General features: G+C 62.2%; 12 protein-coding genes. 8 read left to right on the top strand and 4 right to left on the bottom strand.

Annotated features, from left to right (window positions below; genetic code table 11):
• Positions 1-416: 416 nt before the first annotated feature.
• Entirely contained in the window at positions 417-1,661 is a 1,245-nt protein-coding gene (gene lysA, locus B058_RS0113585; RefSeq protein ID WP_026240928.1) for a diaminopimelate decarboxylase, read from the bottom strand.
• Entirely contained in the window at positions 1,658-1,783 is a 126-nt protein-coding gene (lptM, locus tag B058_RS18530) for an LPS translocon maturation chaperone LptM (protein ID WP_157265888.1), read from the bottom strand. The genes lysA and lptM overlap by 4 nt, the downstream gene beginning before the upstream one ends.
• A gap of 7 nt (positions 1,784-1,790) precedes the next feature.
• Here lptM and cyaY point away from each other — a divergent pair, with 7 nt between their 5' ends.
• Both cyaY and B058_RS0113575 read left to right on the top strand, forming a co-directional pair.
• On the top strand, positions 1,791-2,132 hold the full coding sequence (gene cyaY, locus B058_RS0113580; protein ID WP_245539311.1) for an iron donor protein CyaY: 342 nt from the start codon (positions 1,791-1,793) through the stop codon (positions 2,130-2,132).
• A gap of 6 nt (positions 2,133-2,138) precedes the next feature.
• Positions 2,139-2,726: a MarR family winged helix-turn-helix transcriptional regulator gene (locus tag B058_RS0113575; RefSeq protein WP_018509037.1), complete on the top strand. Its 588-nt coding sequence runs from the start codon at positions 2,139-2,141 to the stop codon at positions 2,724-2,726.
• Here the strand turns inward: B058_RS0113575 and argH are convergent.
• Positions 2,723-4,123: an argininosuccinate lyase gene (gene argH, locus B058_RS0113570; RefSeq protein ID WP_018509036.1), complete on the bottom strand. Its 1,401-nt coding sequence runs from the start codon at positions 4,121-4,123 to the stop codon at positions 2,723-2,725. The genes B058_RS0113575 and argH overlap by 4 nt on opposite strands.
• A 15-nt stretch (positions 4,124-4,138) precedes the next feature.
• Between argH and B058_RS0113565 the strand changes: the two genes are divergently transcribed.
• From B058_RS0113565 to B058_RS0113555, 3 genes are all read left to right on the top strand, one after another.
• Positions 4,139-5,185 carry a sensor histidine kinase gene (locus B058_RS0113565; RefSeq protein ID WP_018509035.1) on the top strand — a complete coding sequence of 349 codons (1,047 nt, stop codon included), beginning with the start codon at positions 4,139-4,141 and terminating at the stop codon, positions 5,183-5,185.
• Entirely contained in the window at positions 5,142-5,906 is a 765-nt protein-coding gene (locus B058_RS0113560) for a LytR/AlgR family response regulator transcription factor (RefSeq protein ID WP_018509034.1), read from the top strand. Before B058_RS0113565 ends, B058_RS0113560 begins: the two co-directional genes overlap by 44 nt.
• A 371-nt stretch (positions 5,907-6,277) precedes the next feature.
• Complete coding sequence (locus B058_RS0113555; RefSeq protein WP_018509033.1) at positions 6,278-6,829, top strand: NUDIX domain-containing protein; 552 nt, start codon at positions 6,278-6,280, stop codon at positions 6,827-6,829.
• 69 nt (positions 6,830-6,898) lie between these two features.
• Here the strand turns inward: B058_RS0113555 and metH are convergent, their stop codons facing one another.
• Positions 6,899-10,588 carry a methionine synthase gene (gene metH, locus B058_RS0113550; RefSeq protein ID WP_026240926.1) on the bottom strand — a complete coding sequence of 1,230 codons (3,690 nt, stop codon included), beginning with the start codon at positions 10,586-10,588 and terminating at the stop codon, positions 6,899-6,901.
• A 233-nt stretch (positions 10,589-10,821) separates the two neighbouring features.
• Between metH and prsT the strand changes: the two genes are divergently transcribed.
• The 3 genes from prsT to B058_RS0113535 all read left to right on the top strand — a co-directional run bounded on the left by prsT (position 10,822) and on the right by B058_RS0113535 (position 15,057).
• Positions 10,822-13,530, top strand: coding sequence for an XrtA/PEP-CTERM system TPR-repeat protein PrsT (gene prsT / locus B058_RS0113545; RefSeq protein ID WP_018509031.1), 2,709 nt, complete (start codon positions 10,822-10,824; stop codon positions 13,528-13,530).
• Positions 13,531-13,706: 176 nt separating this feature from the next.
• Complete coding sequence (gene xdp1, locus B058_RS17015; protein WP_081616804.1) at positions 13,707-14,564, top strand: exosortase-dependent surface protein XDP1; 858 nt, start codon at positions 13,707-13,709, stop codon at positions 14,562-14,564.
• A 106-nt stretch (positions 14,565-14,670) separates the two neighbouring features.
• Positions 14,671-15,057 (top strand): rhodanese-like domain-containing protein, encoded by a 387-nt coding sequence (locus B058_RS0113535; RefSeq protein ID WP_018509029.1) that lies wholly within the window; start codon positions 14,671-14,673, stop codon positions 15,055-15,057.
• Positions 15,058-15,146 lie beyond the last annotated feature (89 nt).

Here is a 15,146-nt window from a genome sequence, read left to right as displayed (position 1 = left end):
TGGCGGCGACTTTTTTAGCCGGTGCTGCCTTTTTGGCTGCCGGCTTGGCGGCGGCTTTCTTGGCTACGGGCTTGGCTGCCGGTTTTTTGGCGGCGGGTTTCTTTGCTGTTGCCATTTAACACTCCTTAGAAGTTGAACACATTCACTTATCACTACAGCTTGATGCCACGTGCAGTCAGAATTTGCACTTCCAAAGCGTGGTACCGACAGGCGACTGACTTGCCCGAAACCCGCTAAACACGGGCGATACCGAGGCTCCGCTTGGTGAGCCTCATTCTAGTTACTTTTCTCCTGGGTTCAATGAATAGTCAAGGGATGGCAAGAATAATTCGAGAAAAAATGTCGCGGTCAAGCAAAATGTATCGAACCGATACCAATTTTCAGAAAATCCCCGGTTTGGTGGTCTTCTATGAAAGTCAGGCTACAAGCCGTTCTCCAGCAATCATGCTGTCTTGCGTCTCGCGTTCCCGGATGAGGTGGATTTCATTCTTGTCGATCAGCACTTCTGCGGCACGCGGGCGAGAATTGTAGTTCGATGCCATGCTCATGCCATAGGCGCCCGCCGAAAGCAGGGCCAGCAGATCGCCTTCCTCGATCGCCAGATCGCGCGCAAAGCCAAGGAAATCGCCAGTTTCGCAGATCGGGCCGACGATGTCGTAGCGCCGGGTTGGCGTTGTCCGCTGGTCGACGGCGACGATGTCGTGATACGCCTCGTAGAGTGCTGGCCGCATCAGGTCGTTCATTGCGGCATCGACAATGGCGAAATTCCGGTCTTCGCCAGGCTTCAGATACTCGACGCGAGTGAGCAGCAGGCCCGCGTTGCCGACCAGTGAACGTCCCGGCTCCAGCAGCAGTTTTTCGCGGCGTCCGGCAAAGCGCCCAGCCAGCTCGCGGCCGTAGGCGGCGAGGTCGGGCGGCGTTTCGTCGCGGTAACGGATGCCGACGCCGCCGCCGAGGTCGATGTGGTGCAAGACAATGCCTTCGTCTGCCAGCGCGTCGACCAGCGTCAGTACACGCCCGGCGGCATCGGCCAGGGGCGACAAGTCGGTCAGTTGCGAACCGATGTGGCAGTCGATGCCCGTGATTCTCAGGTTTGGCAGACTGGCGGCGAGCCTATACAGCGCGGGTGCGTCGGCAATCGGTACGCCGAATTTGTTTTCCTTGAGGCCGGTAGAGATATAGGGATGCGTCTTGGGGTCGACGTCCGGGTTGACGCGGAACGAGACCGGCGCAACTTTGCCCAGTGTGCCTGCCACGCGATCGAGCCGGTGCAGTTCGCTGACCGATTCGACATTGAAACAGAGGATGCCGACGCTGAGGGCGGCACGCATCTCGTCGGCGGTCTTGCCGACACCGGAGAATACGACCTTGCCCGGGTCGCCGCCGGCAGCCAGTACGCGAGCCAGTTCCCCGCCAGAGACGATGTCGAATCCGGCGCCGAGTCGGGCGAACAGGTTGAGGATGGCCAGGCTGGAATTGGCCTTGACCGCATAGCAGATCAGGTGAGGCGTATTGGCGAATGCCTGGGTGTAGGCCTGGTACGCTTCTTCGAGCGCCCGTCGGGAATAGACATAAAGGGGCGTGCCGAAACGTTCGGCAAGCGTGTCCAGTGCCACGTCCTCAAGATGGAGGCGGCCGTCGATGCGGTGCATAGTGTTCAATTGGGAGTCCGTTGCGGTGCGGAAGGATTTTCGGGAAGATACAGGTCACCCTTGGAGCCGCAGGCCGTCAGACCGAGCCCGCACAGCAGCAGGGATACTATATATATGGTGCGCAGTTTCATGCGCGAAATGTTAGCACGGGACATCATGATGCAAAGCGAATCAAACGAGGCCGACTTCACGAAGGCTGCCGGTGCAACCCTGGCCCGTATCGAACAGGTACTGGAAGACGCTGACCTGGATTTCGAGACGCCGGCCGACGGCATCATCGAAGTCGAGTTCGACGATGGCAGCAAGATCATCATCAACCGCCACGGCGTCGCGCGTGAAATCTGGGTGGCCGCACGCTCGGGCGGCTTTCATTTCAAACCGCAGGATGCCGGCTGGTTCGACACCAAGAGCGGCGAGCCGCTCTACGACAAGCTGGCCGCGCTGATCGCCGCGCAAGGCGGCGTCATGGTCCGCTTCTAGACGCATTTGAAAAGCCAGGCGCTCACCCTGTTCGACCTGGTCGAGCGGCTGTCGCTGCTGACCCGGGCCGACTTGCGGCAGGCGGGTGCGGCGCAGGGGCTGCAGCCGGTGCACCTGCAGGTGCTGTTCTACCTGAACCAGGCCAACCGCTTCAGCAACACCCCCCAGGCGCTCACCGAATACCTCGGCTTGACCAAGGGCACGGTGTCGCAGACGGTGCTGGTGCTGGCGCGCCGGCGCCTGATCTCGCGCTATGCCGACCCGCGCGACGGCCGGGTGGTACGGCTGATCCTGACCGAAGGCGGGACCAACTTGCTGAAAACCCTGAGCGCCGGCGGCGCCTGGCGTGACATCGTGCAGACGGCGAGCCCGGCGCGGGTGACGTCGGCGATGGTGGTGCTGCGGCAGGTTCTGGCGCAGGTCCAGGCGCAAAGCGGGAAACGCAGCTTCGGCGTGTGCGCCACCTGCCGCCACAACCAGCGGCTGGGGCCGCGCAGCTATTTCTGCGGGCTGATGCAGGAAAAGCTCAGCAGCCCCGAGGTGCGGCGGATCTGCCGCGAACACGCGCCGCCGGTGGCGCTGGAGACGGCTTAAAGCCGCTTGCGCGCACGCGCGATCGCCGCGCGCACCTGCGCCGGCGCGGTGCCGCCCAGATGATCGCGGGCGGCGAGCGAGCCTTCCAGCGTCAGCACGGCGTAGACGTCGTCCATGATCATCAGGCTGAAAGCCTGCAGTTCGGCGAGCGGCAAATCGGCCAGATCGCGTCCGGCGGCTTCCGCCGCCCGCACCGCGCGTGCAACGACCTCGTGCGCATCGCGGAACGGCACACCCTTTTTCACCAGATAGTCGGCCAGATCGGTGGCGGTGGCGAAACCCTGCATCACAGCTGCGCGCATCGCCTCCGGTTTCACCGTCACGCCGGTGAGCATGTCGGCATAGATCGCTAGCGTGTCGGTCAGTGTGTCGACGGTGTCGAACAGGGGTTCCTTGTCTTCCTGGTTGTCCTTGTTGTACGCCAGCGGCTGGCCCTTCATCAGCGTCAACAGGGCGACCAGATGGCCGTTGACGCGTCCGGTCTTGCCGCGCACCAGTTCGGGCACGTCAGGATTCTTCTTCTGCGGCATGATGGATGAGCCGGTGCAGAAGCGGTCGGCCAGGTCGATGAAGCCGAAGCGCGGGCTCATCCACAGGATCAGTTCCTCCGACAGCCGCGACAGGTGCGTCATCACCAGCGCCGCAGCGGCGGTAAATTCGATGGCGAAGTCGCGGTCGGACACGGCGTCGAGCGAGTTCTCGCACACCGCCTCGAAGCCGAGTTGGTCGGCGACGAACTGGCGGTCGATCGGGTAGCTGGTGCCGGCCAGCGCGGCGGCGCCCAGCGGCAAGCGATTGACGCGGTGGCGGCAGTCGGCCATGCGCTCGGCGTCGCGCGCCAGCATTTCGAAGTAGGCCAAGAGGTGGTGGCCGAAGGTGACCGGTTGCGCCACCTGCAGGTGGGTGAAACCCGGCATCACGGTGTCGGCGTGCTGCTCGGCGAGGTCGACCAGCGAGGTCTGGCAGGCCTTCAGTCCGGCCAGGATGCGGTCGATCGCGTCGCGCAGGTAGAGGCGGATGTCGGTCGCCACCTGATCGTTGCGGCTGCGGCCGGTGTGCAGGCGCTTGCCGGCGTCGCCGATCTTGGCGGTGAGCGCGGCCTCGATATTGAGGTGGACGTCTTCCTTGTCCAGCGACCAGGTGAACTGGCCGGCTCGAATCTCGGTCAGCAGGTCGGCCATGCCGCCCCGGATCGCGTCGAGGTCGTCCTTGGACAGGACGCCAACGTGGTGCAACATGGCGGCGTGCGCCAGCGAACCCTGAATGTCGAACTCGGCCAGCCGATAATCGAAGGGGATCGACGCGGTATAGCGTTTGACGATTTCGGAAACCGGCTCGGAAAAACGGCCGGACCAGGCGGCGGGCGCGCCGTCCGGCGGTGTCGATGACGTGCTCATGGGACAAAACGGGGAATGAAAAGAAAGAATCATAACAACCGGCAGGTCGAATTGCCGAACTTCTGTCGCCTGGGGGTGACCCTGCGCATTGCGCTGACGGTGGAGGCGGCGCTGGTTGCCGGTGTGGTGGCGCGCGCGCCGGACGCCCCGGCGTTCTGGGCCGAATTCATCGGACTGTCGGCGCTTGCGCAACCGGCCTTGTTGTTGACCCTGCTGGCACTGTGCGCGGCGGGACGCTGGCTGCGCAGCCAACCTTACCGGTTGGGGGTGGCATTTACGCTGACACTGGGCGTCGCAGTGCCGATGCTGGTCACGCTGTGGTTGAGTCCGGTGCTTGCTGGCGGGGAGACTTATCCATCCATCGGCGTGGCGCTATTTTCTCTGTTGCTCGGCGCAGGCCTGCTGGCCTATTTCAACCTGCGCGCCCGCGCGCTCTCGCCTGCCATCACCGAGGCGCGCCTGCAGGCCTTGCAGGCACGCATCCGGCCCCATTTCCTGTTCAACAGCCTGAACGCCGTGTTGTCGCTGGTGCGCAGCGACCCGCGCCGCGCCGAGCATGCGCTGGAAAACATGGCCGACCTGTTCCGCGCGCTGATGGGCAATGCCAGCCAGCTGGCGCCGCTGGAAGACGAAGTTGCGCTGACCCGCGCCTATCTGGAACTCGAGCAGCTGCGCCTGGGCGACCGCCTGCAGGTAGCCTGGCATATCAATAAAATGCCGGCCGACGCGCTGATTCCACCGCTGGTGATCCAGCCGCTGGTGGAAAACGCGGTCTACCACGGTATCGAGCCGCTACCGGACGGCGGCGAAATCAGCCTCAATGTTTACCGTAGCGCAGACAAGGTCCACATCGTCGTGCGCAATCCGATCGCCACCGATGCCGGCCACCACAAGGGCAACCGCATCGCGCTGGCGAACATCCGCGAACGCCTGTTGCTGCATTTCGACCTCGATGCCCAGCTCAAGTTGGAACCGCTGGGTGCCGTTTATCAGGTGCACATCGTGATTCCCTACACCCGTGAACGCACCCAACCCGCCCCTGCGCGTCCTCATCGTCGATGACGAGGCCCCTGCGCGCCGCCGCCTGCGCGACGTGCTGGCGGATTGTGCCGACCGGCTGCCGGTCGATATCGTCGGCGAGGCCGATAACGGACTGGATGCGCTGAATCAGGTCCAGCAGCAGCCGGTCGACGCGGTATTGCTCGATATCCGCATGCCCGGCATGGACGGCTTGGAGTGCGCCACCCACCTCAATACGCTGGACAAGCCGCCGGCCATCATCTTCAGCACGGCCTACGAGGCTTACGCTTGCCAGGCGTTCGACCTCAACGCGGTCGACTATCTGCTGAAACCGGTGCGTGCCGACCGTCTCCTTCGCGCTCTGTCACGGGCACATAGCCTGAGCGACAACATGCTGGAACGCTTGCGGGCCGCGTACCCCAAGGCGCGCACGCATCTCTCGGTCAATGAAAAGGGCCGCATCGTGCTGATCCCCGTCGCTGACGTCCTCTACCTCAAGGCAGAACTCAAGTACGTCACCGTGCGCACGGCCGCCCGCGAATTCCTGATCGAGGAATCGCTCACCCGCCTGGAGAGCGAATGGGGCGACACCTTCCTGCGTATCCACCGCAACTGTCTGGTTGCGCGCGCGCGCATTCGGGAAATCGGCAAGCTGCCTGGCGAAGATGACGGCCACTTCCTGCGTCTGGACGGGTTGGACGAACGACTGATGGTCAGTCGGCGACAGTATTCCGCGTTGCGCGAGACTTTCAAATCCGCCTGAGGCGGTGGGTGTTCTCACACGGTACTGGCGGGATTGGCGGCGCCAGACAGGTGAAACGGGCAGGATGCCCCTGTTTCGTGCGCGAATCTTAAAATAAATTCGTTTATTATCATGTTGTTAGACGTTGACTACAACTAAAGTTGTATAGCCGGATTTCGTTCTGCTTCGTAGGATGACTGGGCTTGCTGTTTCGCAGTGAGCGAAGTTCTCCGCAATGAGGAACGTGTCTCCTCAATTCCGCCGGGTTCGCAAGAACCCGGCATTTTTTTACCCGTGCCGGCTATCATGCGGCCATGGAAAAAGACATCACAGACCAGCACCCGCAAGGGACAGGCTTGGAGGCTGTCCCGGGGGATACCCCTTCGAATAAAGTGACTACAACCACGCTCACCGAAACCGAACTGGCCAGCGAAACCGTCTTCAAGGGACGGCTGATGCACGTCAAATGCGATCGCGTGCGCCTGCCCAATGGCGGCGAATCGACTCGCGAATACATCATCCACCCCGGTGCCGTCGTGATCATTCCCCTGTTCGAGAACGGCGACCTGCTGCTGGAACGCCAGCATCGCTATCCCCTGCGGCGCGATTTCATCGAGTTGCCAGCCGGAAAGATCGACTCGGGCGAGGACGATCTGACCTGCGCGAAGCGCGAACTGGAAGAAGAAACCGGCTACACCGCTGCTGAATGGCGTGAGGTCACCACCATCTATCCCTGCATCGGCTATTCCGACGAGCGCTTGGCGTTCTATCTGGCGCGCGGACTGACACCCGGCAACTATGGCCGCGATCCCGACGAATTCCTGGAAATCCTGCGGGTTCCGTTCGGCGAGGCGATGGATTGGCTACGCAGCGGGAAGATCTGCGAAACCAAGACCGTGATCGGGCTGTTCTGGCTGGAGAAGATGCTCAATCAGGACTGGTAAGCCCTGATCATTCAAGCAGGCGGGCTGGTAATCTCGGATCATCGAGCAGGTAAGCCCTGCCTGCTTCCCTCAACTGGGTTGGTAGGCCAGGTTCGGCGCCAGCCAGCGCTCCGCTTCCGCCAAGGTCCAGCCCTTGCGGCGGGCGTAGTCCTCGACCTGGTCGCGTTCGACCTTGGCCACAGCGAAGTACTGGCTGTCCGGATGCGACAGATAGAACCCCGATACCGCGGCGCCCGGCCACATGGCGAAGTTCTCGGTCAGCTCCACCCCGATTTGCGCCGTGGCGTCGAGTGCCTTGAACAGCGGGGCCTTTTCACTGTGCTCGGGACAGGCGGGATAGCCGGGTGCGGGGCGGATGCCTTGGTACTTCTCCGCGATCAGATCGTCATTGGCAAGCGCTTCTTCGCTCGCATAGCCCCAATATTCCTTGCGCACGCGCAGATGCAGGTGCTCGGCGAACGCTTCGGCTAGACGGTCGCACAGCGATTTGAAGAGGATGGCGGAGTAGTCGTCGTGGGCGGCTTCGAAGGCCTTCGCACGTTCGTCCTCGCCGATGCCGGCGGTGACGACGAAGGCGCCGAGGTAGTCCTTGAGGCCGGATTCGCGCGGCGCGATGAAGTCGGCGAGGCACAGGTTGGCGCGGCCTTCCGGCTTTTTCATCTGCTGACGCAGGTTGTGCCAGACCATGAGCATTTTCTTGCGCGATTCATCCACATAGATCGCGATGTCATCGTCGTTGACGCTGTTGGCCGGAAACAGACCGAACACGGCGCGCGCTTCCACCCAGTTTTCCGCGATCATTTTCTGCAGCATCGCCTTGGCGTCGTTGTAGAGCTTCGTCGCCTCGGTGCCGACCACCTCGTCGTCGAGGATTTTCGGGAACTTGCCGTGCAGCTCCCACGAAGCGAAGAACGGCGTCCAGTCGATGGCCTCAACCAGCTTCGCCAGGTCGTAGGCTTTCAGTACGTGGATGCCGGGTTGCTTCGGCACCGGTGGTGCGTAGCGGGTCCAGTCGATCCTGAATTTGTTGGCGCGCGCTTCGGCCAAGGGGAGGCGCACCGTGTCGGACTTGTGCTTGAGGTGCCGTTCGCGCGTCTTGGCATAGTCCGCCTTGATGTCGGCAGCAAAGGCGCCGCGCAGGTCGTTCGACAGCAGCTGGGTGCAGACGCCGACCGCGCGCGAGGCATCCTTCACGTACACCACCGGGTGTTCGTAATTCGGTTCGATCTTCACCGCGGTATGCGCAAGGGAAGTGGTCGCACCGCCGATCAGGAGTGGAATGGTGAAACCCTGGCGCTGCATTTCCTTGGCAACGTGCGCCATTTCTTCCAGCGAAGGCGTGATGAGGCCGGACAGGCCGATGATGTCGGCCTTGTGTTCCTTGGCGGCGTCGAGGATCTTCTGCGCCGGTACCATGACGCCGAGGTCGACGATGTCGTAGCCGTTGCAGCCGAGCACCACGCCGACGATGTTCTTGCCGATGTCGTGGACGTCGCCCTTCACCGTGGCCATGACGATCTTGCCCGCGCTTTGCGCGTCGCCGGCCCGCTTGTCGGCCTCAATGTAGGGGATCAGGTGCGCGACCGCCTGTTTCATCACGCGGGCCGACTTCACCACCTGTGGCAGGAACATCTTGCCAGCACCGAACAGGTCGCCGACCACGTTCATGCCGGCCATCAGCGGGCCTTCAATGACGTGCAGCGGGCGTTCGGCTTCGAGCCGCGCGGCTTCGGTGTCTTCGACGATGAATTCGGTAATGCCCTGCACCAGCGCGTGGCTCAGCCGCTCGTTCACCGGCCGGCTGCGCCAGGCCAGATCGACGACCTTCTCCTTGGCGCCGCCCTTGACGTTCTCGGCGAAGGCCACCAGCCGCTCGGTCGAGTCGGTGCGGCGATTCAGGAGCACGTCCTCGACGCGTTCCTTCAGATCCGGGTCGAGGTTGGCGTACACGCCGAGCTGGCCGGCGTTGACGATGCCCATGTCCATACCGGCCTGGATCGCATGGTAGAGAAAGGCGGTGTGGATCGCCTCGCGCACCGCGTCGTTGCCACGGAACGAGAAGCTCACGTTCGACACGCCGCCCGAGATGTGCGCGTGTGGCAGGTTGTGGCGGATCCAGCGGGTCGCCTCGATGAAGTCGACCGCGTAGTTGGCGTGCTCCTCGATGCCGGTGGCGACCGCGAAGATGTTGGGGTCGAAGATGATGTCCTCGGCCGGGAAGCCGACGGTCTCGGTCAGCAATTTATAGGCGCGCGCGCAGATTTCGGTCTTGCGCGCGTAGGTGTCGGCCTGGCCGGTTTCGTCGAAGGCCATCACGATCACCGCCGCGCCGTAGCGCCGGCAGAGCTTGGCGCGCTCGATGAACTCGGCCTCGCCTTCCTTCATGGAAATGGAATTAACGATGCCCTTGCCCTGGATGCACTTGAGGCCAGATTCAATGACGCTCCACTTCGACGAGTCGATCATGATCGGCACCCGCGCGATGTCGGGCTCCGAGGCGATCAGGTGCAGGAAACGCACCATCGCCCCCTCGGCGTCGAGCATGCCCTCGTCCATGTTGATGTCGATGATCTGGGCGCCGTTTTCCACCTGCTGGCGCGCCACCGAGAGCGCGTCGTCGTAGCGGCCCTCGAGGATCATGCGGGCGAAGGCCTTGGAGCCGGTGACGTTGGTGCGTTCGCCGACGTTGACGAAGAGGCTGTCCTTGCCGACGTTGAAGGGCTCCAGCCCCGACAAACGCATGGCCGGTTCCACGACGGGCGGTACGCGCGGTGCCACGCCTTCGACCGCCTTGGCGATCGCGGCGATATGGGCGGGCGTGGTGCCGCAGCAGCCGCCGACGATGTTGAGCAGCCCCGCGCGCGCCCATTCGCCAATGTGCACGGCCATTTGTGCGCCGTCCATGTCGTATTCGCCAAAGGCGTTGGGCAGACCGGCGTTGGGGTGGGATGAGATGAACACGTCGGCCTTGTTCGACAGTTCCTCGACATACTGGCGCAGCAGGTCGGGGCCAAGCGCGCAGTTGAAGCCGATCGAAAGCGGCCGCGCGTGGCGCACCGAATTCCAGAAGGCTTCGCCAGTCTGGCCGGAGAGCGTGCGGCCGGAGGCGTCGGTGATGGTGCCGGAGATCATGACTGGCAGCCGCAACTGGTGGGCCTCGAAGTACTCCTCGATGGCGAATAGCGCAGCCTTGGCGTTCAGCGTGTCGAAAACCGTCTCGACGATCAGGATGTCCACGTCGCCCTTGACCAGGCCGTCAATGGCCTCCAGGTAGGCTGTGCGCAACTGGTCGAAAGTGACATTGCGAAAACCGGGGTCGTTTACGTCCGGCGAGATGGTTGCCGTGCGCGAGGTGGGGCCCAGCACGCCGGCGACGAAGCGCGGCTTGTCCGGATTCAGCGCGGTTGCCTCGTCGGCGGCTTCGCGCGCCAGCCGGGCCGCGGTGAAATTGAGTTCCGGCACCAGGTGTTCCATGTGGTAATCCGCCATGGAAATCGCGGTGGCGTTGAAGCTGTTGGTTTCCAGGATGTCGGCGCCCGCCGCCAGGTACTTGTTGTGGATTTCCCGGATGATGTGCGGTTGCGTCAGCGAGAGCAGATCGTTGTTGCCTTTGAGATCGTGCGCAAAGTCGGCGAAGCGTGTGCCGCGATAGTCGGCTTCGCTGAGCTTGTAGGACTGGATCATCGTCCCCATCGCGCCGTCGAGGACCAGGATACGTTGGGCGAGCAGCGAGTGGAGCAGGGCGGTGCGGTTGGACATGATGCAGGCGGACGCGGGCAAACCTGAATGGTATCACTGCCGGGCCGGGACCCTGCCGGCAACTGTTGATATGTCGACATTGCTATCGGGTTTGCTACATGGCGGAATGCGGCGTCCCGACCGAACAGGCCTGGAAAGCGCCGGCCGGACTGGTCTGATCCTTGCAGTACTCTTGCCATGCAAAATGCAAGGTACTCGATCTCACGAGCATTCGGATGACGACAAGAAAACACGTGGCCCCAATCCTGCTGGCCCTCCTGTTGGGCGCGCTGTCTCCTCATCTGGCATGGGCTGCCGACCGCGCGGTGCAAGCCTCGGACTTTTACGAGGATGCGCTGGTCCGGATGCAGAACAAGGACACCAAGGGTGCCATCGTCCAGTTGAAGAACGCCTTGCAGCAGGACAGCAAAATGCTGCCGGCCCTGGTCCTGCTGGGCAAGGCCTACCTCGACAGCGGCGCACCCTTGGGTGCGGAGCGTGTACTGGCGGATGCGGAGCGGTTGGGGGCGGACCGGTCGCAGATCATCGCCATGCAGGTCGAGGTCTACAACCTGCTGGGCAAGAATCAGGCTTTGCTGGAGCGCTTTTCGCCTGACGGACTCCCGCCCGAGGTGAAATACAAGGTGCTGGTCACGCGAGCTTATGCGCAGATCGACCTCGATCAGACGCGCGCGGCGATCCAGTCGCTGGAACAGGCCCGGCAGATCGATCCCAACAATCCGGCCGCACTGATTGCGCAGTCGATGGCCTATTTGCGCAGCGGAAACTTTTCGGATGCGGCGGCCATGGCGCAGTTGGCCATCACCAAGAAACCGGGCGATCCTGCCGGCTGGAACATGAAAGGCTCGATCGCTCATGCGCAGGGGAATGCCCCGGATGCGTTGGCGGGCTATGGCAAGGCGCTGGCGCTGAAGCCCGATTATCTGGATGCGCTGATCGCCCGGGCGTCCTTGTTGTTCGATCTCAACCGCGACAAGGAAGCGGCCCGGGACGTGGCTGTATTGAAGCAGAAGTTTCCGGACGATCCGCGAAGCGCCTATCTGCAGGCGCTCCAGGCCGGGCGGCAAGGAAAGGATACGGAAGCGCGCAATGCGCTCACCGCGGCGGCTAGCGCGCTGGATGCCCTGCCCTTCGAGGCGGTGCAGACGCGTCCGCAACTGGTGCTCCTGGGCGGCATTGCCCATTACAGCCTGGGCCAGAATGAAAAGGCCAAGACTTATCTTGGCAGTTATCTCAAAAAATATCCCCAGCACATGGGCGCGCGCAAGATCATGACCGCCATCCTCATGAGCGAGAAGGATTACGCCAAGGCAATTGCGTTTCTCGAGGGACCGGCGCGGGCGCGGCCCAACGACCCCCAGGCGCTGTCCTTGCTGGCAACCGCCTACATGGCGCTGGGCCAGCACTCCAAGGCAGTTTCGCTGCTCGAGCAGGCTGAGGGGGTGAGCGGCGGCAATACGCCGGATATCGCCACGAATTTTGGCTTGAGCCTGATTGGGGTCGGGCAGGAAGCGCAGGGTATGGCGCAGCTGCAAAAGGCCTACGCAAAAACCCCGGGCCGTGCCTATTCGGGCGTTCCGCTGGCCATCATGTATCTCAAGCAGAACCAGACCAAACCGGCGATACAGGTGCTGCAGGCCGTGCTCAAGAACGAACCGCAGAATCTGACCGTGCTGAACCTCCTGGCGGTGGCGCGCGGCGTGTCGAAAGACACGGCTGGCGCCCGTAAAACCTATGAGCAGGTGCTGGAGAAGAACCCGGGTTTTACCCCGGCCAAGCTCAATCTGGCGCGTCTGGACCGATATGAAGGCAAGCCGGAGGATGCACGGCGCCGCCTGCTGTCCGTGCTCAAGGATCAGCCGAAGAACCTGGATGCGCTGTATGAGCTGGCCCAACTGGAGTTGGCTGCCGGGCGTACGCAGGATGCTGTACGCTGGCTGGAGAAGGCGCGTTCGTTCAATCCGCAAAGCCTCAGGCCCAACCTCATGCTGGTCGATCTGTATCTGGGTACGGGTGACGTGCAGAAAGCATTGAATATCGCCAAGGAGGCGCAGGCGTCCAATCGGGATAATTTGCAGGCCCTGGCGGCGCTGGGGCGGTGTTATCTAGCCATCGGCAATCGCGGCCTGGCGCGCGAGAACTTCAAGCGCATTACCCAGCTGGCGGGCTTCGATGCCGATTGGCAGCAGCGTGCGGCCGAGCTCCAGATCAGCGCGGGCGATTACGAGGGCGCGCGCTATTCGCTGGACAAGGCCTTGCTGAGCAAACCGGGCTATTTCCCGGCGCTGTTGCTCAAGACCGGCCTTGAAAAATTCTCAGGCAACCTGGATGGGGCCGACAAGCAGGCGCGCGCCCTGGCTGCCCAATATCCCCGCGCAGCAGCTGTGCAGCAACTGCTCGGCGACATTGCCATGCAACGCCAGCGTTATGGGGAGGCCATCACGGCCTACGGTGCTGCATACAATATCGAGAAAAATGCGACACATGCGATCGGTTTGTACAACGCCTACAACGCGTCGGGCAACCCGGCCAAGGCGCTGACATTCATCCAGTCCTGGGTCGGCAGCAATCCGGCGGATCCCGCCGCCCGCCGCATCCTGGCCGGGGCCTATATCCAATCAGGACGGTTGGATCTCGCGCAACAGCATTACGAAACCTTGAGCCGGCAATTGCCCAACGACGCCGGCATCCACAACGACCTGGCCTACGTCATGCTTAAGCGGCGCCAGCCTGGCGCGCTGGCCGTGGCGGAACGGGCCTATCAACTGGCGCCGAACGATGCCAATGTGGCCGACACCCTGGGTTGGGCCTGGGTGGAAGCCGGGCAGGTCGAGAAAGGCCTGCGCTATCTGCGCGAGGCCCAGGTGCGGTCGCCAGAAAACCCCGAGATACGCGATCATCTGGCCGAAGCGCTGAGGCGCAAGCAGGCGGGCAGCAAATAAGCGGTTGGCGCTGGGACGGGCCGCAGTCGGTTTTTTTTACACAACGCGTTAGAAAGTACGGGGCTGGGTATAGGGGTTGTGTTTATCTATTTGATAATTAATGAAAAATAATTTTTGGTACGGCTGTTGCTTTATGTGAAGCGCGTATTCCTTGGATTAAGTAAGGACAAATCAAAATGACTAGAAAATTTTGGCAGGCAATCAGGGCGGCGAGCGTTATGGCTATTGGACTAGGCGTCATGAACACCGCCCAGGCTACCTATTCCTCGAACAATAATTGCGGCGGGGGCGGTACGAGCAACCCCAATTGCGATACCTGGACGTTCAACAACCAGACGAGCAATACGCAGGGTGGCATTACGGCCACGGCTTCCGGGTGGTCCAATACGGTCGGCTCCGCCAATGTCCAGCTGGAGAGCGCCTACATCACCTTGAATGGCAGCAGCGGTCTGGGTGTCCGGAACAACGATTGCAGCGGCTTTGCCAATTGCACGGGTGGAGGCAGTGACACCAATGAGGGACTCAGCCCCGAACATGCGATCGATAACAATGGACGTACGGACTCCATCCTGTTCTCGTTCACGGACAAGGTGAACCTCACGTCCTTCTCCGCAGGCTGGGTCGCGACCGACTCCGATTTCACGGTTCTAGCGTATACGGGAGCGGGTAATCCCGCCAGCTTGACCAATCAGACTTATGCAGGCCTGCTGTCCAACGGCTGGTCGCTGATCGGGAATTTTCTTGCAGGTTCCAGCACGGGCGCCCATGACTTTGCCAACAGCACCTATTCCAGCTACTGGCTGATCGGTGCATTGAACACCATGGTCGGGGGCGACTCGACCAAGGCCGGAAATGACTATTTCAAGTTGATTTCACTGGCGGGCTGTACCTGCGATAACGCACCGCCCGGAACCCCGGGTTGTAGCACGGGCGGCGGCGGCGTGCCGGAACCTGGTACCCTGCTGTTGATGGGGGCAGGGCTGCTCGGCCTGACACGTTTCAAGGCCCGGCGCACAATGCACGTTGCTGCCTGACGATATCAGCCAGAGCACACAGGGCCCCGCTTGTCGGGGCCCTGGTTTTTTGGGGCATTGAAACCGATCTGCTAGGGTGGGTAAGAACGTCACTGCGGAGCGCACGATGAAACATATGACCCCCCGGGAATCCCACGAGTTTTTGCAACTGCATCCTGAGGCGGTGTTCATCGATTGCCGCTCGGAAATCGAATACCTGTTCGTCGGCCACCCGGCCGGCGCAATCCACATTGCCTGGCAGGACGGACCGGATTGGGACGTCAATCCCGATTTTTTAGGGCATGCGCGCAAGGCGGCATCGGTCAATCGCCCCGTGGTGCTGATCTGCCGTTCGGGGCGGCGCTCGATGGAAGCGGGACGTTACCTCGAGAAATACGGGTTCCCCGAGGTCTACAACGTGCTGCACGGGTTTGAAGGCGATATGGATGAAACGCGCCATCGCAGCACAAAAAACGGCTGGCGCCATGATGGCTTGCCATGGGAGCAAACCTGAGTCTTCCGTTCATGGAGCGCCCTAAGCAAGACTGAGCAAACTGATTGTCGCTGCCCATCCGGGCACGATTTCCTGTCTCCAGGAATGTT

The organism is Thiobacillus thioparus DSM 505, assembly GCF_000373385.1.
In the GTDB taxonomy this organism is placed as follows: domain Bacteria; phylum Pseudomonadota; class Gammaproteobacteria; order Burkholderiales; family Thiobacillaceae; genus Thiobacillus; species Thiobacillus thioparus.
Note: the sequence above shows the minus strand (reverse complement) of the source record. Positions and strands in the feature narration are given on the sequence as shown.

Excerpts from the sequence above, each read along its gene's own strand:
- lptM (WP_157265888.1), bottom strand. The coding sequence starts at position 1,783 with ATGAAACTGCGCACCATATATATAGTATCCCTGCTGCTGTGCGGGCTC.
- xdp1 (WP_081616804.1), top strand. The coding sequence starts at position 13,707 with ATGACTAGAAAATTTTGGCAGGCAATCAGGGCGGCGAGCGTTATGGCT.
- cyaY (WP_245539311.1), top strand. The coding sequence starts at position 1,791 with ATGTTAGCACGGGACATCATGATGCAAAGCGAATCAAACGAGGCCGAC.
- B058_RS0113565 (WP_018509035.1), top strand. The coding sequence starts at position 4,139 with ATGAAAAGAAAGAATCATAACAACCGGCAGGTCGAATTGCCGAACTTC.
- metH (WP_026240926.1), bottom strand. The coding sequence starts at position 10,588 with ATGTCCAACCGCACCGCCCTGCTCCACTCGCTGCTCGCCCAACGTATC.
- argH (WP_018509036.1), bottom strand. The coding sequence starts at position 4,123 with ATGAGCACGTCATCGACACCGCCGGACGGCGCGCCCGCCGCCTGGTCC.
- B058_RS0113535 (WP_018509029.1), top strand. The coding sequence starts at position 14,671 with ATGAAACATATGACCCCCCGGGAATCCCACGAGTTTTTGCAACTGCAT.